General features: G+C 42.1%; 23 protein-coding genes, 2 tRNA genes and 1 other annotated feature (1 of these 26 cut by a window edge). Of the genes, 9 read left to right on the forward strand and 16 right to left on the reverse strand.

All coding sequences use genetic code 11. The annotated features are described in order from the left end of the window. Positions 1–18: a binding site (T-box leader), on the reverse strand; it reaches 228 nt to the left of the window's first position. The 5 genes from AABI20_RS03660 to AABI20_RS03680 all read right to left on the reverse strand — a co-directional run bounded on the left by AABI20_RS03660 (position 19) and on the right by AABI20_RS03680 (position 5,415). After that, on the reverse strand, positions 19–1,179 hold the full coding sequence (locus AABI20_RS03660) for an aminotransferase class V-fold PLP-dependent enzyme (RefSeq protein WP_288846709.1): 1,161 nt from the start codon (positions 1,177–1,179) through the stop codon (positions 19–21). After that, positions 1,172–2,371: a PLP-dependent transferase gene (locus AABI20_RS03665; protein ID WP_338346790.1), complete on the reverse strand. Its 1,200-nt coding sequence runs from the start codon at positions 2,369–2,371 to the stop codon at positions 1,172–1,174. The genes AABI20_RS03660 and AABI20_RS03665 overlap by 8 nt, the downstream gene beginning before the upstream one ends. 143 nt (positions 2,372–2,514) lie before the next feature. Next, positions 2,515–3,795 carry an O-acetylhomoserine aminocarboxypropyltransferase/cysteine synthase family protein gene (locus AABI20_RS03670; RefSeq protein WP_338346792.1) on the reverse strand — a complete coding sequence of 427 codons (1,281 nt, stop codon included), beginning with the start codon at positions 3,793–3,795 and terminating at the stop codon, positions 2,515–2,517. Next, on the reverse strand, positions 3,770–4,675 hold the full coding sequence (locus AABI20_RS03675) for a homoserine O-acetyltransferase/O-succinyltransferase family protein (protein WP_288846705.1): 906 nt from the start codon (positions 4,673–4,675) through the stop codon (positions 3,770–3,772). The genes AABI20_RS03670 and AABI20_RS03675 overlap by 26 nt, the downstream gene beginning before the upstream one ends. 542 nt (positions 4,676–5,217) lie before the next feature. Further along, entirely contained in the window at positions 5,218–5,415 is a 198-nt protein-coding gene (locus AABI20_RS03680; RefSeq protein WP_338346795.1) for a hypothetical protein, read from the reverse strand. Between the two features lie 190 nt (positions 5,416–5,605). On the opposite strand from AABI20_RS03680, the gene AABI20_RS03685 reads away from it, so the two are divergent. Next, entirely contained in the window at positions 5,606–6,271 is a 666-nt protein-coding gene (locus AABI20_RS03685) for a YoaK family protein (protein WP_338346797.1), read from the forward strand. Positions 6,272–6,433: 162 nt separating this feature from the next. Here AABI20_RS03685 and AABI20_RS03690 read toward each other — a convergent pair whose 3' ends face one another. Together AABI20_RS03690 and AABI20_RS03695 are read right to left on the reverse strand one after the other, a co-directional pair. Beyond that, positions 6,434–6,583 carry a hypothetical protein gene (locus tag AABI20_RS03690; protein WP_168779055.1) on the reverse strand — a complete coding sequence of 50 codons (150 nt, stop codon included), beginning with the start codon at positions 6,581–6,583 and terminating at the stop codon, positions 6,434–6,436. 476 nt (positions 6,584–7,059) lie between these two features. After that, the gene (locus tag AABI20_RS03695; protein WP_338346800.1) at positions 7,060–8,028 is read right to left on the reverse strand and encodes a CHAP domain-containing protein; all 969 of its coding nucleotides are present in this window, start codon (positions 8,026–8,028) and stop codon (positions 7,060–7,062) included. 226 nt (positions 8,029–8,254) lie between these two features. Between AABI20_RS03695 and AABI20_RS03700 the strand changes: the two genes are divergently transcribed. Continuing rightward, entirely contained in the window at positions 8,255–8,404 is a 150-nt protein-coding gene (locus AABI20_RS03700) for a hypothetical protein (RefSeq protein WP_338345899.1), read from the forward strand. 31 nt (positions 8,405–8,435) lie between these two features. On the opposite strand, the gene AABI20_RS03705 is transcribed toward AABI20_RS03700, so the two are convergent. Then, positions 8,436–8,660 carry a helix-turn-helix domain-containing protein gene (locus AABI20_RS03705; RefSeq protein ID WP_338346802.1) on the reverse strand — a complete coding sequence of 75 codons (225 nt, stop codon included), beginning with the start codon at positions 8,658–8,660 and terminating at the stop codon, positions 8,436–8,438. A 253-nt stretch (positions 8,661–8,913) separates the two neighbouring features. Here AABI20_RS03705 and AABI20_RS03710 point away from each other — a divergent pair, with 253 nt between their 5' ends. The 5 genes from AABI20_RS03710 (at position 8,914) to AABI20_RS03730 (ending at position 11,728) form a co-directional block, all read left to right on the forward strand. Further along, positions 8,914–9,246 (forward strand): helix-turn-helix domain-containing protein, encoded by a 333-nt coding sequence (locus AABI20_RS03710; protein WP_338345896.1) that lies wholly within the window; start codon positions 8,914–8,916, stop codon positions 9,244–9,246. Positions 9,247–9,249: 3 nt separating this feature from the next. Further along, positions 9,250–9,531 (forward strand): hypothetical protein, encoded by a 282-nt coding sequence (locus AABI20_RS03715; protein WP_338346804.1) that lies wholly within the window; start codon positions 9,250–9,252, stop codon positions 9,529–9,531. A 173-nt stretch (positions 9,532–9,704) separates the two neighbouring features. Then, positions 9,705–9,974, forward strand: coding sequence for a TM2 domain-containing protein (locus tag AABI20_RS03720; RefSeq protein ID WP_338345893.1), 270 nt, complete (start codon positions 9,705–9,707; stop codon positions 9,972–9,974). Between the two features lie 39 nt (positions 9,975–10,013). Next, positions 10,014–10,577: an MscL family protein gene (locus AABI20_RS03725; protein WP_338345892.1), complete on the forward strand. Its 564-nt coding sequence runs from the start codon at positions 10,014–10,016 to the stop codon at positions 10,575–10,577. 158 nt (positions 10,578–10,735) lie between these two features. Beyond that, positions 10,736–11,728 carry a tyrosine-type recombinase/integrase gene (locus AABI20_RS03730; RefSeq protein WP_338346805.1) on the forward strand — a complete coding sequence of 331 codons (993 nt, stop codon included), beginning with the start codon at positions 10,736–10,738 and terminating at the stop codon, positions 11,726–11,728. 162 nt (positions 11,729–11,890) lie between these two features. On the opposite strand, the gene AABI20_RS03735 is transcribed toward AABI20_RS03730, so the two are convergent. From AABI20_RS03735 to mutY, 4 genes are all read right to left on the reverse strand, one after another. Continuing rightward, a tRNA-Thr gene (locus AABI20_RS03735) sits at positions 11,891–11,963 on the reverse strand. A gap of 68 nt (positions 11,964–12,031) precedes the next feature. Further along, positions 12,032–12,113: transfer RNA gene (locus tag AABI20_RS03740), tRNA-Leu, on the reverse strand. Positions 12,114–12,324: 211 nt separating this feature from the next. Further along, entirely contained in the window at positions 12,325–13,470 is a 1,146-nt protein-coding gene (locus tag AABI20_RS03745; RefSeq protein WP_338346872.1) for an AI-2E family transporter, read from the reverse strand. Further along, positions 13,457–14,506, reverse strand: a complete 1,050-nt coding sequence (mutY, locus tag AABI20_RS03750; RefSeq protein ID WP_338345890.1) for an A/G-specific adenine glycosylase — start codon at positions 14,504–14,506, stop codon at positions 13,457–13,459. Before mutY ends, AABI20_RS03745 begins: the two co-directional genes overlap by 14 nt. Positions 14,507–14,600: 94 nt before the next feature. Here mutY and AABI20_RS03755 point away from each other — a divergent pair, with 94 nt between their 5' ends. Both AABI20_RS03755 and AABI20_RS03760 read left to right on the forward strand, forming a co-directional pair. Further along, entirely contained in the window at positions 14,601–14,750 is a 150-nt protein-coding gene (locus AABI20_RS03755) for a hypothetical protein (RefSeq protein ID WP_168779053.1), read from the forward strand. A gap of 126 nt (positions 14,751–14,876) precedes the next feature. Further along, the gene (locus AABI20_RS03760; protein ID WP_047975090.1) at positions 14,877–15,545 is read left to right on the forward strand and encodes a phosphatase PAP2 family protein; all 669 of its coding nucleotides are present in this window, start codon (positions 14,877–14,879) and stop codon (positions 15,543–15,545) included. Between the two features lie 142 nt (positions 15,546–15,687). Here the strand turns inward: AABI20_RS03760 and nrdF are convergent, their stop codons facing one another. The 4 genes from nrdF to nrdH form a co-directional block, all read right to left on the reverse strand. Beyond that, the gene (gene nrdF, locus AABI20_RS03765) at positions 15,688–16,662 is read right to left on the reverse strand and encodes a class 1b ribonucleoside-diphosphate reductase subunit beta (RefSeq protein WP_047975091.1); all 975 of its coding nucleotides are present in this window, start codon (positions 16,660–16,662) and stop codon (positions 15,688–15,690) included. Further along, positions 16,655–17,104, reverse strand: coding sequence for a class Ib ribonucleoside-diphosphate reductase assembly flavoprotein NrdI (gene nrdI, locus AABI20_RS03770; protein WP_047975092.1), 450 nt, complete (start codon positions 17,102–17,104; stop codon positions 16,655–16,657). The genes nrdF and nrdI overlap by 8 nt, the downstream gene beginning before the upstream one ends. Positions 17,105–17,384: 280 nt before the next feature. Next, on the reverse strand, positions 17,385–19,556 hold the full coding sequence (gene nrdE, locus AABI20_RS03775) for a class 1b ribonucleoside-diphosphate reductase subunit alpha (protein WP_338346808.1): 2,172 nt from the start codon (positions 19,554–19,556) through the stop codon (positions 17,385–17,387). 104 nt (positions 19,557–19,660) lie between these two features. Further along, entirely contained in the window at positions 19,661–19,891 is a 231-nt protein-coding gene (nrdH, locus tag AABI20_RS03780; protein WP_047975094.1) for a glutaredoxin-like protein NrdH, read from the reverse strand. Between the last annotated feature and the right edge of the window lie 371 nt (positions 19,892–20,262).

The following is a 20,262-nucleotide window of genomic DNA, read 5'->3' on the forward strand; positions in this document are numbered from 1 at the left end:
TCTTTTCATTGTTTGTTTTCATTCTTTAATTTTCAAAAAGGCCTGGTGTAAATCAGCCTTCAAATCGTTGATATCTTCGAGGCCAACCGAGTAGCGGACCAAACCATCCGTAATGCCACGGTCATGGCGTTCTTCCGTGTTCATTTCAGCATGGGACATCTTCGGCGGATAGGAAATAATCGATTCCACAGCCCCCAAAGAAACCGAAAAAATTGGAATCTTTAATTCGGCTACTAGCTGACGCACATTGTCTTCACTACCAATATCAAAGGACAAGACCGCCCCACCTGATTTGGCCTGACTACTGTGAACTGCATAGCCAACATCCGCTTCCAGGCCTGGATAATTAACCTTTGTCACAAGTTCCTGTTGTTCGAGCCACTGAGCTAGTTCCAGGGCATTTTGCGACTCCTTTTCCATTCGGACCGCTAAGGTCTTAATGCCACGCATCAAGAGCCAGGAATCCGAAACGCCAAGCGTCGCACCCATGGCATTTTGGAGGAAGTAGATTTGCTTGCCAAACTCTTCGTCCTTGGTGACCACTAATCCAGCCAAAATATCACTATGGCCGGCTAAGAATTTCGTGGCACTATGCACGACCAAATCAGCACCAAGGTCCAGTGGCTTTTGCAAAACCGGGGTCATAAAGGTATTGTCGGCAAAAACTAAGGCACCATGGTCGTGGGCAATTTGGGCCACTAACCGAATATCCGTGACCTGCAAAGTTGGGTTGGAAGGGGTTTCCACATATACTACCTTGGTATTATCCTGGAAGGCCTCTTCCAAATCAGCCGGGTTCCCCAAGTCCACAAAGGTATGCGAAATCCCATACTTGGTCAAAACTTCTTCTACCAAGCGAAAGGTCCCACCATAAACGTTCTTGGTCAAAATCACGTGATCGCCCTGGTTCAACGTCAACAAGGCCGTCGAAATCGCTGCCATCCCCGTTGCAAAGGCAAAGCCCCTAGTGCCATGCTCCAGCTCTGCAATACTTTCTTCCAAAACATCTCGCGTGGGGTTCCCTGACCGGGCATAATCCCAGTGACCGAAATGATCAAAATCACGCTGCTCGAATGTCGAGGACAACTGGATTGCTGGGTTAATCGCCCCGCTTTCCTTATCGGGTTTGGTCGTGGTTTTAATGACCTTTGTCCAATCAGAAAATGCATCCTTAGTCATGAATTAACTCCTTTTCTACGCCAAACGTCTCTGCCACCTGTTCTTTAACCGAATTGGCCGCAGCCACATTGTCATCCTTTGCAGCAGCAAGGGCCTGATGGAAGTCTAAAATCAGGTCCGAACTAGCTTCAATCCCACAGGAGACACGCAACAAGTTTTCCGTAATCCCTGTTTTTTCACGTTCAGCTGGTGTCATGTCGGCATGGGTTTGCACGGCTGGAACGGTCACCAAGGTTTCCGTCCCACCCAGGCTTTCAGCAAAGGAAATCACCTTCAAGGCGCCCAAGAAGCGGTCAATATGAACTGATTTGTTCACATAAATGCTGACCATACCACCACGGCCAGGGTAGCGCACTTCATCAATCAACTCACTTTGGTTAAAATCCGCCACCAAGTCCTGAGCGTTTTCTTCCTGCTTGGCCAGGCGCAAAGGCAGCGTCTTCAGGCTACGCAAGAGCAACCAAGAGTCGAAGGGTGCCAAATTAGGACCCGTCGTGATCAGATTTTGACCAATGACTGCGGCCATTTCTTCGGTTTTACAAACCACCACACCGGCCAACAGGTCATTATGCCCTGACAAATACTTCGTGGCAGAATGAACCACGATGTCTGCTCCTTCATTCAAGGGTTGTTGAATCAAAGGTGTGTAGAAAGTATTATCTACGAACAATTGAGCCGAAGCCGCATGCGCATGGTCGGCCGTCTTTTGGATATCAATCACCTTCATGGTTGGGTTTGAAGGAGTCTCAATCCAAACAGCCTTCCCGCCATCTGCCAAAAGCCGGTCAAATTCTTGGTAATCCTGACCATCCCACTTGCTGAAGCGTAGATGGTACTGATTTGCTAAAAGATCAAAGAAACGGAAGGAACCACCATATAAGTCATCGGAGACGATGATGTGGTCATCACTCTTAAACTGGCTAAAGACCAGTTGAATGGCCGCCATCCCCGAGGAAACGGCAAAGGCTTTCACCCCATTTTCCATCTGAGCCAAGACGTCCTCTAAGACATCCCTAGTTGGTTCCGTCATCCGGGAATAGTCATAACCCGTTGACTTACCCAAACCCTCATGTCGGTAAGCGGTCGAAAAGTACAGGGGCATCGAAATCGACCCCGTCACATTATCAATTCGGTTACCCGCTTGAGCCAAAATCGTTTCAATCTTCTTTTGCCAAGAACAGTCAATTGCCATTAATTTTTACCTTTCCTTATTCCCATCTTTTACACGACCTGTTTTTTTTGCCAGGCCCTATAGCGCTTTTTAAATTCAGTCAATGCCAACATCACCGCACACATTTTTAATACATAGCCTAGGTTTCATCAGCACGCACGCCTTTAAATCTTAGCCAAGGCCTGGTCCAAATCAGCGATAATATCGTCAACATTTTCCACCCCGATTGAGAGGCGAATCAAGTCTGATGTCACACCGGCTGCCCTCAGTTCTTCCTCATTCAACTGGGCATGGGTTGTAGAAGCCGGATGGATAATCAGCGACTTCGCATCGGCAACATTGGCCAAGAGCGAGAAGAGTTTCAAGTTCTTAATCAATTCCTTACCGGCCTCTTCACCGCCAGTCAAACCAATGGTGAAAATCGATCCGACCCCATTAGGGAAGTACTTTTCTGCCAAATCATGATAAGGGCTATCAGCCAACTTGGGATACTTGACCCAGGCAACCTTTGGATGGTTATTCAGGTAGTCAACCACCTTTTCGGCGTTTGAAACGTGACGCTCAACTCGCAAGGACAGCGACTCCAATCCCTGCAGTAACAAGAAGGAATTAAAAGGACTAATCGTTGCCCCCAGGTCGCGCAAACTTTCGGCTCGCACCTTGGTCGTAAAGGCTGCCGGCCCCAAATCAGCAAAGACCAAGCCGTTATACTGCGCGTTTGGTGTTGTGAAACCTGGGTACTTACCGCTAGCCTTGTAATCAAAGTCGCCCTTTTCAACAATGACCCCGCCCATCGTTGTCCCGTGGCCACCAATAAACTTCGTGGCTGAATGAATCACGATATCAGCGCCGTGGTCCAATGGCCGGACTAAGTAAGGCGTCCCGAATGTGTTATCCACAAAGAAAAGGATTTGGTGACGGTGGGCAATTTCGCCAATGGCCTCAAAGTCAACCAAGTTAATATTGGGGTTTCCGATACTCTCCACATAAACCGCCTTGGTCTTGTCTGTAATCGCCTTTTCAAAGTTTTCGGGATCATCTGGATCAACAAAGGTCGTTTTAATTCCTAGTTTTGGCAGGGTGACCGCAAAGAGGTCATAAGTTCCGCCATACAGTGTGCTGGCAGCAACAATCTCATCCCCCTGACCAGCAATATTAAGAATCGCAGCCGTAACGGCCGCTGACCCTGTGGCTAAAGTCACCCCGGCACTGGCGTTTTCCAAAGCCGCTACACGGTCATCAACAACCGCCGTTGTTGGGTTTGTCAAGCGCGTATAAATATTGCCGGGTTCCGTCAAAGCAAAACGGTTGGCTGCCTGATTAGCGTCCTTAAAAACGTAAGAAGTTGTTTGATAAATTGGCACGGCCCGTGACCCGGTTTCTGGATCAACAACTTGGCCAGCGTGGACTTGCAGGGTTTCAAAGTGTAATTTCTTGTCGGTCATAATTTTTCTCCTTATTGACAACCAGGTTCAACCAGTTTTGATAGAGCTGGCGACTGCTAGCCATCCAGGTGTTTTCAATCTCTTCGCCACGGTCGTAATAACCTTCTGGGTAGTAGTTAGCTGGTTCGTGGATGGCCAAATGCTTAGCCAGGTCGCGCCGGTATTCGGCATCCAACGTTTTCGTTTGATATTCTGAATGCCCCGTCAGGTAAGTTTGCTTTCTCTCGGCCGAATGTAGCAGAAGCGGTCCTGCTTGGTCATTAGTTAAGAGGACTTGTAAATCAGCTGGCAAGTCTTCAATGTCAATCACCGATTCCGAATACCGCGACTGCGGTGTCTTGAAGTTTGCGAGGCCAGTGGTCAGTCCTGATTTTTCAGTGGCAGTTTCTTGGGTTGGTTGCTTGGCCTCATAGATACCAAACAATTTTGCCGGTAAGCGCCGCTTTTTGATACCAAAGTCTTGGTACAGTGCTGCCTGAGCCGACCAACAGGCGTTGATGGTTTGGCCGACATGGTCTTTCGCCCAATCCTTAATGGTCAAAAATTCCTGCCAGTAATCAACATCCTCGAAAGGCAACTGTTCCACCGGTGCCCCCGTCAAAATCAGCCCATCGAAGTTTTGATCCTTAATTTGGTGCCAACAGGCATAACAGTCGGCGACCGCATCCTTTGGAACAGTCTTGAAGTGGTGACTGCAGGCATATAAAAAGGTTACTTCAATATCCTGGTCCAAATCATTTAACAAGGACAAAAACTGTTGCTCTGTATTTTCCTTGGTTGGCATCAGGTTCCAAACCAAAATTTGCAGTGGTTGAATTAATTTCTGATTGTACCACGCTTGCTTTTGGTGCAAGAGCCCATTCTTTGCATTCGCCGTCATCGCCACTCTCCTTTTTTAAAACAAAAAAAATGCCCCTAGAATCACTATAAAAGTCATTCTAGGGGCGCCAAATAGCCTGGCACGGTACCACCCTATTGCTGGCTTATTGGCCAGCACTTAAGACACTAAAAAAGCTATCTCTTAACACGGTAACGTGTGTCACTCCGTAAGGGGCTCATCGACAAGACTCACCGCTTATACCGTAACCAAAGACCATCTTCAACATTTGCTCAAATACCCGCTTACACCAACCCAGGCTCTCTGTTAAAATCAGCTGAACGTTTACTCATCTTTTCTCAGTAATTTATAATTTATCTGTTGACACGTATAGTAAACTGTTCTTTTTTCTTTGTCAACAGTTATTTTATTTTTTAATAAAATTAGTCACCGATGGTTGACTCAAATAAAAAACCTCATCTAGAAGATAAAGGCTTAGTTATTTTATCGACCCCTTAATTTTACTTAATTAGTGTCAAAATTATTTTAATATTAGGGTCTGTTCTAAAGACCATCTTTACATGTAAGCATCACTAATCGGCATTTCATTTAAACAAATCAAACCAACTAAATGTCGTTTTGCTATAAACCTTGTTATAAACCTTCCTTTTGGGATTCAGCCACCCCCGCCCCTTCGTTCCATAACCTGGAATTAAATCCTTCTTAACCGCCCGCGTTGCCCGGCCGGAAGTTCGAGCCGCAATTGACTTCTTCAAACTCGGTGTCCGCATCCCATACTTCATATTCTGTCCCCTTTTTCTTCTCATTCTAGGTTGAGTATAGCACTTTTATCAGAACCATTCCTTTTTAAACGTTAAAAGAGTCATCGTGATTTTTATCATAAAAGTCTGATAACCCTTGAAAATCAGTCACTTTATCCACGCAAACAAGGCAAAATACAGTACAATAGTATCCGTATTGGAGGTGACGGATTTGTCTAAAAATTTATTTCCATCACATGAACGACTTCTCTTTGGAAGTCTCTTAACCTTCACCGCCGGATCACTAGATGCCTATTCTTATCTAATCCACGGTGAAGTCTTTGCCGGTTTACAAACCGGAAACTTAATCTTGCTCGGCATTAACGTGGGCAAAATGCACTTTTCAATGGCAAGTCACTACCTGATTTCACTGCTTACTTTCGGCTTTGGTACCCTTTTAATCAAGGTTATCCAGCATGGATTGGAAAAAAGGGGGGCCAGCAAGACGGCTGAGCGCCGCTTCATCCTTTGGTATATGACGGCCATCCTTGTTTTGTCCGCAATCCTGCAGGACCACGTTCCCAACCTTGTGGGCACATCAATTCTTTCCTTTGCCGCTGCTGCCGAATTACAAGAATTCCGCAAGCTCAAAGGGGAACCATTTATGCCACTGATGATGACTGGCAACTTCCGGACATTCTATGCAGCCCTCTATGAAGGCCTTTTTCGTGGCAACACTAAAATGGCACAAACGGCCATTGACATTGCCACAGTGATTTCCACCTTCTTCTTGGGAGCACTCTTGATTAGTGTCACTGTTCCCTTCCTGGACGGGTTGGCCATACTCATTCCAGCCCTGGTGACACTCATTATGGGCCAACTGGTCACAATGGAATAAGTGAACAGTCTCTAGCCATTTTGTTAGAGGCTTTTTCTTTTGGTTTATTTGCCAAATAACGCCACCGAACCACCACAGAACAAACTGATTGTACATAAAAAGGTAAGACATTTAAAAACGTCTTACCTTGAATCACTATTGGACACCCACCAGGTCCGCTAGCTACTTTTTAAAAGCATCCTTTGTTTTGTCGGCAAAATCTTTAGTGGCATCTTTAGCATCGGCTGCAAATTCCTTTGCCTTGCCCTCAGCCACTTTAGCCTCACCTTCCAACTTATCCTTTGCTGCATCAAATTTTTCTTCGAATGACATATAATGTTCCTCCTTTAAATTTGATTTCCCTTAGTATACACCAAAGTCCGTTGATGTAAACAAAAAATAAAAAAATTACGACAAAAAAAAGGTAGAACACTTTGTGTTCTACCTTTTTGAAAAGTCTTGCTCTACGAGCCTTATGCCGACTAGCGGTATTATAAACGCTGATTTATCAACGTTTGAAAGAAAATACGTGCAAATATCGTGCATTATTATGTATGTCATAACAGGATTTTTATTTTTTACAGAAAGTAGCACATATTTATTGATAAATCATATTTGCCAACGCTTTAACATTTTATTAAATTACCCAAAAAACAGCCTAAATCGGCTGTTTTTTGTTGTCATATGGAAGCCGACACAACAGTGCCCACATAATCATTATAAAAAAATAGCCAAGCTATCTGATCGGCTATCTCTTGGACGTAATATTTAGAATTCAAATCGTCCTACCATTAATGATGTAGTGGTTATTAATGAATGTATTCGTAAGAAGATGCATTATTCACCCATCGCGAAGACACAACACCTACACCATGAGCGTTCATCTCTTCAATATAAATACTATTGCCATTTACCTGTCGAACAACAGCTACGTGTCCATATCCCCAAGCAGCTCCAGCTTGTCCCCCTTGAAAAACAACTGCTGTTCCAACTGCAGGATTATGATCAACCGAATACCCGGCGTTCCTTGCACTATTAGCCCACTGATCGGCATTACCCCACCAATTACCAACATACCCAAGTTGTTGTTTCACATAATAAGTGCATTGTCCCCAAGGATAGGTGTTGTTACTTGATGCCTGTGGATGATTATACCCACCACCAATCAATTGGCCATCACTATTAAAGTGGTACAATTGACCATCAATCCAGCGGTCGCCAGTTACTTTTAAGTAAGTAGTTGAATCAAAATAGTATCGACTACCATACCAATCCGACCAGCCTGTAACAATCCGGCCATCTGATCCAAACATATACCACATTCCCCAAGAACTTTGAACATAGTTATTGCGAATCATGTTATATCCGTTACGATCAAAGGCATAATAAGTACCATCAATCGCCTTTACATCGTTATAAAACTTACCATCTGGCCCTGCGTAATATTGATTCCCCCATTGGCTAACCCATTGATCACTACGCTTAAAATAGGTATTATCTTCCCCAAAATAATAATAGTCGTTCCCAATACGTTGAACACCTTGGACCGCTTTTCCATCTGATCCAATGTAGTAATCATGTCCCCAGGCAGAAACCCACTGATTGTATACCTTTTGCCCATTTACGTAGTATTCATATCCTGAACTTGTACCACTAAACCCATCAGCCGAAGCGCTTATACTTTCACCTGTCAACGAACCAATTTCAGTATGGTTAACAGCAAAAAAACCGATACCAGCAGTTGCGGCCGCTACTACAACAAAATGTTTGAAATTCATTTTTGATTTCCTCCTTGTGAATAAAATAATTTGTGATAACAACAATAATAGTAACACTTTTATTATTAAAATCAACATAATTTTTGAAAAATAAAAAAAACCACGAGCACCCGACAACTCCATGAGTTGAAAAGATATGCTGAACTGCATGGCGACATGTAGAAGTGTCGGATAAAAAAACCAGCACGGTAACAACTCGAAAGCAGCTAACGCAGGAGGTGAAGCTATGAAAAACATGCAAGATACAGTTAAGAAAGCAAACGAACTTATTGGAAAATCACACGTTTCTATGCCAAAAGTAACAATTCCTGACGTTTCAGAAATCGGTAATACAGTCACCTATATGGTGGCTTTTTTGTTGCCGGACACTCGTTGACTGATTATTGTTAGCTATCTATGCTTGCTCATTAAAACCAAATGTCGCCCTTGTAATCTGTAAAATCAAACAGCTTACTTAAATTCTTACGTGCCACATTGCCCTTGGCTGATCCGTTCAAGAGTTGGCGCACATATGAAGGTGACTTACCAATTACCGATGCTAACATTTCCGGAGTTAAACGCTTCTTCTTACGATGCTTTTCAAAATCAAGCCGGTCATCTTCCAACGTATCTATTGCTTTTTGCGTAGTCATGTTCATTCTCCTTTCTAATTAACTGTAAAAAGTTTGTAAGTTTTACTTTACAAGTTGGTTTTTCCCAACTATAATGACAGCATAAAACAACCTAGCTATTACTTATTGAGCCAGCCAAGACACTTAAGTTCTATCTATTTTTTGTTTGCGTAATTAACTTACAAGACATATTATAATTGGCTATTTTCAACAAACCAACAATTTTGTTGGCTTTTCACAACTTTAATTATGTATTGAGACTGGAAACATTGATATGACAACACTTTATGAACGAATAAAAGAAGCATCAAATGTCCGAAAAATGTCGATTGATGAGGTAAATGACAAAGCTGGACTAAGTAATAAGGCAATTTATGGTTGGAAAAAGTCAACACCAAAGGCTGACAATTTACAAAAAGTTGCTGACGTTTTAAACGTATCAGTTGATTTCTTACTAGGTCGTACGGACGAGATGTCAACCATCAGGAGCGAGGAACAAGATGACATTGTTTTAAAAGCATTTGATGGGAAACCAATTGATGATGAAGACCGTGAAAAAATTCTTGAATATGCTCGGTTCATCATGAGCCAGAAAAAGGGGAAGTAATCAGTGTCTGAAAACATCAGAAATGACATTCTATATGATTTAGAACAAATTGCTCGATCAAATGATATTACAATCATTGACGTTGACCAACTATCAGAATCAGCTCCAGATTCTTCTATCGAAAAATCAAAGCTAATTTTAATGAACCCAGCATATGACAAATCTAGCTATGAATTTCGTTTAGCGCATGAAATGAACCATATTTTATATGTGAACGAATGTCCTGACGAGGTATATCAATTTAGTCCATATATCAAACATGGAGAAGAGTTGTCAGTACATTGACATGCCATCGAGATGTTGATGAAAATTGAAATGCCAACTAGTCCTATGACTTTCATGGAATATTTGAACGTCCCTAGTTGGTTGCTTGATGAAGTAACAACTCAATTCAATGAATTAGCTTAAAACCTACGTGCAGAGCCGGAACCACGTTAAAAGCTGACAGGAGAAATATTATGGAAACTACAATTACTGGGAATGTAAAGGTTAATAAAATTAATAAGCATATTTTTGTCTGGATTGGCACTTGGGTTGCTGGGTGTTTGGGGGTTGACCGCTTCATGCGTGGACAAATTGGATTAGGAATTTTCAAGTTGCTATTGGGATCGTGGATTACTTTGGGCATTTGGCCATTAGTTGACTTCATCATTGCTGTTGTTAAGGCTTATTCGACTTACAGCGATACAAACGAATTAACATTCATTAACGGAAAATACTCAAAGTAATACACGCCCTTTCGGGCATACATAAAAGGAGTACAAAACATGAAAAACAAATTTGATAAATCAATCTTGTCTGATATGAAAAATGACATCAAAAACAATGTACAAGAAATCAAAACCAGTGCCAAAGACGTTAAGGAAAATGTTAAATCAAAAACAGAGGAGTTATTCGACCACACGTCTTCGAATTTTGAACAGTTCAAACAGTTTATGTTCGCACCATTTTTGTTAACATTTGTCATTTCAATCGTGATTGGGTACAACTTTAGTGACGTCATAAAGAGTCTAACAAGCTTTTTAGCAAATCTTATCGGGTATATTTGGATGTGGATTTTTGCATTTAATGGTAATCACCCTACCCACACATTAGAATCTTCATTTGTATCATTACTTCAAAACTCCCTAACACTATTCTTCATTTCATATATTGTTTTCTACCTCATCAAGACAATCAACAAATACTTAAAGAAAAACAGAGAACAGCAATGGGGATATGACCAGGCACACGAAGATGCAATAAAAATCCAAAAACTTCAAGAAGAAAATATTAAGCTACAAAAACAATTAATTGAAAAGCTTGATGGTTTAAACAATAAAGAATTGTAACCACACATATTCGTTCAATAATAATTTAGACGCCCTTTGGGGCATACATACACTATGAAGGCGTAAGCCTTTTTATTTGACCAAAAATGGAGGAATTATGGCTAGTTTTGTAAAATTAAGTCCAAATAATTGGAGAGCATTTGCATCAATCACAGTAAATGGCAAAAAAACGTCCTAGCAAGCAGGGATTTAAAACAAAAAAAGAAGCTCAATTGTGGGCAGCATCGATTGAATCTGGCGCTATTGATTCAGAAATAAATAAATATGAGGATATGTTGTTATCTGATTATTTTGAAAACTGGGTAGATACGTACAAAAATGATTTGGAAAGTTCTACTGTTTATCAGTACAAAAATACGTTAGATAATATCATCAAATATTTGCCAAAAGCTCGATTACTTGATTTTACTCGTTCTGATTTTCAAAATTTTATCAACGAATTCGGCGAAACACATTCAAAAGAAACGGTTGCCAAGCGAAAAAATCATATGAGCCAAGCATTAAGAGATGCTTATGCTGATGAGATCATTGACAAAGACCCCACTATCAGAATCAAGTTGACGGGCCTAGATGGTAAATCAGCTGATGAGAAATTCCTCGAAACCGATGAACTGATTAAATTGAATAATTATGTATTGAGAAAATTAGCTGAATTTCCACATGCTCGTTCTTATCTGGCTATTTATATATCCATCCATACTGGTATGAGAATTGGGGAAATACGAGCACTTGATTCATCTAATGTCGATTTCCAAAATAAGACAATTTCAGTCAATAAAGCGTTAGATCAATACGGCCACGTCAAATCAACCAAAACAGAATATAGTAATCGTGTCATCACAGTTGATGATGAGTTATTGAATCAGCTAAAAGGTATCGCTGGAAGAGTGGCAAGCATTAGCAATTATGGAGCTGGTAAAACGCTCAAGAAAGCCATTAAAGAGTTAGGGATAAAAGAAGTGACATTTCACGCTCTTAGACACTCACATGGTAGTCTGTTATTATCGCAAGGCGTTGACATCAAATACGTTTCAAAACGTCTTGGGCACAAAAATATATCCACGACAATTGACATCTATACCCATCTTTTGGATGCTCAACGGAAGACAGAAGATGAAAAGACATTCGATATTATGTCTTCTATTTTTTAACCAAAAAGTGTGATAAAAGTGTGATAGACTTTTTAAAAAACGTCTGAAAACGACTTAAAATGCCTGGAAAATAGATATTCAAAAACAAAGAAAAACCGCTCTAAACTAACCATTAAGGCTGATATAGAGTGGTTTCTAGAATGTGATGAAAATTATAGCAAATGCCGACTAGCGGACTCAAACCGCTGACCCCCTCATTACTAGTGAGGTGCTCTATCAACTGAGCTAAGTCGGCAAAATCAGTACCTAAATATTATATCAAAACATTTTGAATACTTCAACAATATTTTTTAAATATTGTGATACGGATGACAGGAATCGAACCTGCACGGATTACTCCACTGGAACCTAAATCCAGCGCGTCTGCCAATTCCGCCACATCCGCAAATCTTGACGTACCAGGCTAACTCCCGATTTTAAACAACCGACAGACGCTTTGGCAACCATTTAATAATACTGGATTTTTTTCTCATCGTCAAGTAAAACTTTAGAAAAAATCATTATTTTTTAAAGCACACCCAACAAGTAATCGCCAAGAAGATTCCCCCACTAAAAAAGCGCCACAGGCTTTGTCTGTGGCGCTTTTTTATCAATTGTTATTCATTATCAAGGGTTTTCTTCGTTAATTCCGAAACAGACTGCTCTTTTCGTTGCGCTAAATGCAGTTTATAGGCATATAGGATAATTGTTCGAGCAATAGCGTAAACCGGCACAACAATGATCATGCCGACGATACCCCAAAGGTTCCCAGCCCCAAGCAAGAGCAGCATCACCGTCAGCGGATGAATCTTCAGGCTCTTACCGATCAATGCCGGATAAATGATTGAACCATTAACCTGCTGGACAATTGCCATCGTAATCACGATTCCGATGATCATCTTCCAGGAAATCGATAGAGCGACCAAGACTGCCGGCACAACCCCGATAAAGGGTCCCACATAAGGAACGATGTTAGCGACCCCGGCAATGAAGCCAAGGAGCCAAATATATGGTAATCCAGTCATCCAATAACCAATACTCATGGCAAAGCCAACAAAGACCATCTGAATGGCCTGACCCGAAATATAGCGTTCAATGGTCTTATCGAGTTGTCCCCCAAGTTCAAAGACGTCCTGCGCCTTGCTCTTCGGAAAGAAATTTTTGACCGTTGGCAAAAAATGGTCCGCGTCGTTCAGCATATAAAAGAGAATAATTGGGACCATCAAAGCGTTGATGGTAAAAGAAGTCGCTCCCGCAATCACAGCTTGAAGAGTACCGGCAGTAACTGAGAGGACAGAAGTCCCATACTTGGTCACAGACGTCTTAATATCGGTATCTGAAACCGAGATATTCATGCGCTTAAACCAGGGTTCCTTGACCATTTCATTGGCCAAATCTTGCACATGCTTGATAAACGATGGAATGGCGGTAATCATATTCGTAATTTCATTTAAAATCAGTGGCACAAAAATAATCAAGGCCCCACCAACCACAATCAAGAACAAGGCAAAGGTAATCCAGACGGCCAAAAACCGGGGCATCTGCCAGTTTTTAATTCTGATTTTTTCAATTGCCTTTAAAATCGGCTTCAAAACATAGTAAAAGAAGCCAGCAACCAATAACGGCATAAAAACCGTGTTAGCAAAGACTGCAATCGGATGCATTAAAAAGTCAAAGCGAAAGACTAAGAAAATTAAACGGGCTAGAGCCAGCGCCTCAATCGTCCAAAAGAATATGGTCCTTAATTTATCATTTGGAAACATCATCAATCTCCCTTAATTGATCTAATAGCTTATGTTGTACCTTCGGCAGGGCCAATGCCTCTTGCTCTGCTGGCGACAAAAAGGCCATGTTGGTGGGTAGGTTTTGCTGATTTTTAACCGGTAGGTCAACTAACCAAATTTCCCAGCGGCGGTGAGAAAAGACATGCACAACTGGCTTTAAGGTCAGCTGGTTGCCGGCCAATTCTTCAATTGACTCAACCTGTTTCAATGGCAAGGTCCAAAAATTAGCTAGCAGACCTGTTTTTGGCCGTTGTTCATACAACAGCCTGCCCTGGTCGTCATAAGCCACCTGAGCTTGATAAATCTGTCGCACTGGCTTTTTCTTTTTTGTCTTCACCGGATACTGGTCCTCAACCCCATCTCGAAAGGCCGCGTTATACTTTTTAACGGGTGAATGCAGGGTATCTGGATTATCCGTCTTCATATAAGTTGTGCCCAAGTCCATAATTGCTTGGTTAAAGTCACCAGGCCTCTCTGGGTCGACGATTGGTTCAATTGCTTGATAAAAAACCTTACGGGTTTTTGGTTGGGCAATATCATCATCAATCTTTAACAGGCGGGAAAAGACTCGAAAGAAATTACCGTCAATGGCTGGTACTACTTGACCAAAAGCGATTGAGGCGATCGCCGCTGCCGTATAGGGCCCAACCCCAGGCAAGTCCTGGAGGTCATCATATGATTCTGGCCAGTGACCCTGAAGGTCATAGACTACATACTTAGCCGCCTTATGCAGGTTTCTAGCCCGTGAATAATAACCGAGCCCTTCCCAAAGTTTTAAGACCAAATCTTCATCAGCAGCAGCCAAATCAGCCACCGTTGGCAAAGCTTCCATGAAACGGTTAAAATAGGTGATGACCGTATCAACTCTTGTCTGCTGGAGCATTAACTCCGAGACTAAAATTCGATAAGGATCCGTGTTTTGTCGCCACGGCAAAGCTGCTCGACCCTCTTGGTCGTACCAGGCAAGCAAGTCTTTGCGAAAGGCGTTGATTGTCGTTTGACTCCAATTCTCCATAACCACTATTATAGCACTTGAAAACCAATCTCTTATCAGGTATAATTGTTTTCTGTACGATACATTTATTTTATCTAATATAAGGAGTTACACCATGGCAGTTAAGACACCATTGAATTCATTTGCCCGCGGCCGTAAGGTCGGACATGACTCTTCTAAGAAGAAGCGTCAAGCTGCTGTTGCTCAATTGCAACAATGGGCTAAGGGAAAGACAACAGAAATCCCTAACACAAGCACTAAGTAAGGAAAACTAGCGTTCAGCTAGTTTTTTTTCTTGATTTTTTCATAAATCTGAAGAAAACTGCTTGTCTTGCCTGGTGGCCATGCTTATACTAAATGTTGAGCAATCACTTATTTGGAGACCAAACCTATGATTATTTCCGTCGAAAATAAACAACGCCGCCGGGCAGTCTTTGCCACCCTGCTCTTTATCGTTCTGGCCGTTTTAATTGGCACCAATGCGTCTTTTTTGTATGAAATGAATGAGTCAGTTCGCTTCTTTATGACTGGAATTCAAACGAGTTACGGTAATGCTATTATGTCGGCAGCAACCTTCTTAGGTTCGCCACTCATGTGTCTAATTTATGCCGTCCTCTTAGCAAGCGTCCTACTTTTGGCAAACTTAAAAATCCCGGCATTTTGGGTAATCTTTACCGCCTTTGGTCAAATTATTTTGGCCCAAATCATTAAGTTCTTTATTCATGCCTCGCGCCCCGTTGGCCACCTCTTAACGGACACCGGCTACTCATTCCCGTCACAACACGTCGTTGCCATTTGGTCAATCGTTTTTATCCTGTTCTTGTTGGTGACACCAAACATTAATTCGATGATCTTACGAATCTTGATTGACTGGATTTTAATTACCCTGGCGCTGATGGTTATGCTCTCGCGACTCTACTTTTCTTCGCAATTCGCCTCAGATGTTATTGCTGGCTACCTGCTTGCTTACGCTTGGGTTGTCCTCTGCGCTAGCCTTTATCCGGCAGTCGCAACCACATTGAAGAAAAACTTTTGGGCGTTCAAAGAACAGGAAATTTAATATTGATATGACTCAATCATTAGTGATTGAGTTTTTTTATTTACCATTCATAAGCATAACCCCCTAAAAAATCAACCTTCTGGCAAACAAAAAATGCCTACCGCTCAAGGCGGTGGGCATTCTGATTTGATTTATTAGAAGTTTAGTCTTCCTTATAGTCGTCGTCAGACATGGCTTCAACTTGTCCCAACAAGTAACCATTACCAACTCCTGAGAAGAAGTCATGGTTTGATGTTGAAGTTGAAATACCATTCATCACAACTGGGTTAACCTGGTCGGCATTATCTGGGAACAATGGTTCCTGTCCCAAGTTCATCAAGGCCTTATTGGCGTTGTAGCGCAAGAAGACCAAGACGTCATCCGTCCAACCAATTTGATCATAAATTTCGTGGGTAAACTTTTCTTCATTGTCATACAAGTCGTACAACAAGTCATACATCCAAGTCTTCATCTCTTCTTGTTCCGCTTCTGAAAGCTTGTTGAAGCCGATTTGGAACTTGTAACCGATGTAAGTACCGTGCACAGACTCATCACGCAAAATCAGCTTGATGATTTCGGCGACGTTCAACATCCGGTTGTGACCCAAGTAGTACAAAGGCGTGTAGAAACCTGAGTAGAACAAGAAAGTTTCCAAGAAGACCGAAGCAACCTTCTTTTGCAATGGTGTGCCATTTTGGTAAACATCATTAATCTTATTGGCCTTGTACTGCAAGAATTCATCGTGGTCGGCCCATTCGAAGGTCGCATCGATTTCTGACTTGTCGTTCAACGTTTCAAAGATTGAAGAATATGACTTGGCGTGAACAGATTCCATAAATTGGATGTTGTTCAAAACCGCTTCTTCTTTTTGGTTAACAGCATCGCGACGCAATGAAGCCATTCCGTCCTGTGACTGCAAAGTATCCAAAGTCGTCAAACCACCGAAGACCAAGTTGTAAACCCGGCGTTCCGTATCATTCAAATCACCACGCCAGTTGCGCAAGTCGTTTGAAATTGGGACACGGGTATCCAACCAGAATTGTTGGGTCAACTTTTCCCAGGTAGCCTTATCCAAGGCGTCTTCAATGTCGTTCCAGTTAATGGCAGTATATGAGCCGTTATTCACGTGTTCAACCATGTTTTTCTCCTAATGTTTCCCTGATGCTTTGGTAAATTTTTTCTGCGTCGTAAGAAGTCCCACGTAACTCGTAGTCCCCAATCACCGGTACCTGATACTTTTTGGCGTAGCGCTTCGCGGTCAAAATATATTGATCGTTGAAGTTACGGTTCCCCGACCCAACTACTCCCTTTATTAGTGTAGCATTGTCTTCAAAATCAATATAGTCCGCGAGAGCATTCGTAAAGATTTCAACAACTGCAGGACCGGTCCCGGTTCCGCCCGTCAGGTAGGTGGGCACAATCGCCACAAAGGGTTGGTGTTCAGCTTCATAATCGGTTTCATCACCGACTACCTTCACATCAATCGTGTCACCCTTTTCTTCAGCAACTGCTTGTAGCTTATTAATAAACGACTGTGTATTGCCTTCAATGCTGGCATATAAGAGTCGGTATGTTGCCATCGAACTTTCCTTTCTAAACAGCGCAGGCTGTTTTTCAGAACTTTGAATTAGAATAATTTGGTAATATTTGAACAAAGTTCACGCAACGTATTCAATTTAACAGCTGGGTTGACAGCCGTCAACCTCTAAAATATGTACGACTGAGCAGTGCTCAGTCATTTGTGAACCTGGTAAACAAGACCAGGCTAACAATTGAACACTTATTCACAATCGCATTTTGGTCAGAAAAAAATTCTAACTTAAATTCCTGTAAGCGTATCCAATTAGAATTAAATCGTCATTAAATTGAGCAAGACTCACATTCGTTGATACCAGCCTCTTGGTTATCATCCGTATATGTTCGGACATAATACAAAGACTTGATGCCCTTCTTGTAAGCATAATTACGTAACTTAGACAAATCACGGGTGGTCATCTTCTCCGTCCGACCGTTCTTCCAATCATAAAGGCCTTCAGGAATTGTTGAGCGCATGAAGAATGTCAAAGACATTCCCTGGTCAACGTGTGGCTGAGCGGCTGCATAAATATCAACGACCTTTTTCATGTTCGTGTCATAGGCAGAAACATAGTAAGGCAACGTCTCATTTGACAGACCGGGTGCTGGGTAGTAAACCTTCCCAATCATCCCTTCTTGACGTTCTTCAATCTTGTTAACGATTGGCAACAAAGAAGCCGTGGTGTTATTGACGTATGAGATTGAACCAGTTGGCGCTACCGCGTGACGGTAAGCGTTATACAAACCGTTCTTTTGCACTTGATCGCGCAATTCTGCCCAGTCTTCCTTTGTTGGCACGGGCAGGTTGGCAAACAGTTCCTTCACCTTATCAGTTTCTGGGCCCCAGTCTTGGCTGACATACTTTTCAAAATACGTACCGTCAGCGTAAGCTGATTTGTCAAAGTCCTTGAAAGTTTCTTGGCGGTCAAAGGCGATGTTCATTGAGGCCTTCAATGAGTAGAAGTTCAAGGTCATAAAGAAGACCTTGGTAAAGTCCAAAGATTCTTCATCACCATACATCATCTTATTTTGAGCAAAGAAGGCTGCCAGCCCCATGGCGCCCAAACCAACAGCGTGATTTTGCTGGTTACCGTTTTGCACAGATGGGACCACGTTCAAATTAGACTGTTCAGAAACAAAGGACAAAGCACGAATCATCGCATCGACAGAACCGGCGAAGTCATCCGTCTTCATCATGTTGACAATGTTAATTGAACCCAAGTTACATGAGATATCCTCACCCAACGTTGTATATTCTTGCTCGTCATCAATTGTTGAAGGTGTTTGCACCTGCAAAATTTCAGAACAAAGGTTTGACGAAATCACCTTTCCAGCAACTGGGTTAGCGCGGTTAACTGTATCGATATTAACAATGTAAGGGTAACCAGACTCTTGCTGAAGCTTTGAAATTTCTTCTTCAACCGTTCGAGCAGGAATCATCTTCTTCGTGATTTTGTCGTTCTTCAACATGTTGTCATATTCGGCAGTGATATCAACATAGTTGAATGGCATGCCGTACTCGCGTTCAACATCAACTGGTGAGAACAAGGCCATTTCTTGACCCTTTTCAATCAAGTCATAATACTTGTCAGGCACAATCAAGCCCAATGACAGGGTCTTCACGCGGACTTTTTCGTCGGCGTTTTCCTTCTTGGTAGCCAAGAAGGTCATCAAATCAGGATGGAAGATGTTCAGATAAACAACACCTGCCCCCTGACGAGCCCCCACCTGTGATGAAAAAGTAAAGGAATCTTCCAATAACTTCATTACTGGCACAATTCCACCGGCGGAATTGGCAATGCCCATCACGGGTGCGCCGGCTTCACGAAGGTTTGAGAGGTTAATTCCAACTCCTCCACCCATCTTTGACAACTGCAAAGCTGAGTTGATTGTTCGGCCGATAGAGTTCATATCATCGCTTGTTTGCAAAACGAAACAAGAAACCAATTCACCACGACGAGCACGACCAGCATTCAAAAATGATGGTGTTGCCGGTTGGTAGCGCTGGTGAATCATTTCATTGGCCAAGGCCATCGCTAAGTCCTCATCGCCATTAGCATAGAACAAGGCATTCAAGGCTACACGGTCTAAGTAAGATTCAACGTAGTAAGCCTTATCGTTTGTCTTTTGCGCATATTGATTATAAAACTTAAAGGCCGCCATAAAGGAACTGAAGTGAAAGTTCTGTCCCTCTAAAAAGTCATACAACTGGTTAATGAAGGCCATGTCATATTTTTTAACCAGGTCCTTATCCAAAAAATCGTTTTCAATCAACCAATCATAGTGGGCTTCAACAGAGTCAAACCGTTTTAAGTTTGGTTCAACGTTTTCCTTCATGAAGGCTGCCAAAGCTTCCTGATCCTTGTTTAACTGAATCTGGTTGTCCTTTGGAATATTGATTTCGTTATTTAAATCAAAGTAGGTGACCTGTGTGAGGTCAAGGTCCAATAATGACATATAATTCTCCTCGCTTTATATAATTTGTTCGTTTTCCCCTTGAGAAGAAAAATTCCGCATAGACCAATCGGGACTAGGCGGAAAAATTCGTGACACCAAAAAACTTAGGCCGTCAAAGACTTCAAGGCGTCAGGTTGGAAACCAGAAAAGGCTTCCTGACCAGCGATTTGAACAACCGGGGTTTGCTTAAAACCGGCATCCTTCAATTGAGCAAGGTATTCTGGTTGTTCTTCGATATTAATTTCTTCGTAGCCAACCCCCATGTTGTCGAGGTAGCGTTTTGTCATCTTGCACTGTACACAATTATTTTTGGTAAAGACCGTTACTTGAGCCATACTTTTGGTCCCACTTTCTTTTATATTTTTCAAGCAATTCCCCGCCGCACCCGCATTTACAGGCACTAACAAGCAATTGAGCTAATTACTAGTTTAGCCGATTTTTCTTAGAGTTCAAGGCCTAAAACTGTCCGCACAAACATTTGTTCGCCCAAAGGCCTTTCTAATGGGCTTTTGATTTTGCATATTTTTTAATTCACAATATTCACTGTATTTTTAAAAGCGCAATCTAATCCCTTTTGTTTATCCATGTGTGCTTACTTTGCCCCTATATTAGCGCCTTCTTTTGTCAAACAAAAAGAATTTTGTTTGTGAAATCAGTCTGGGCAAGAATACTAGACCAATTCTAACGCTGATAAAGATTGTCTCCT

The sequence above is a fragment of the Fructobacillus cardui genome, assembly GCF_963580785.1.
GTDB classification, from domain to species: Bacteria; Bacillota; Bacilli; order Lactobacillales; family Lactobacillaceae; genus Fructobacillus; species Fructobacillus cardui.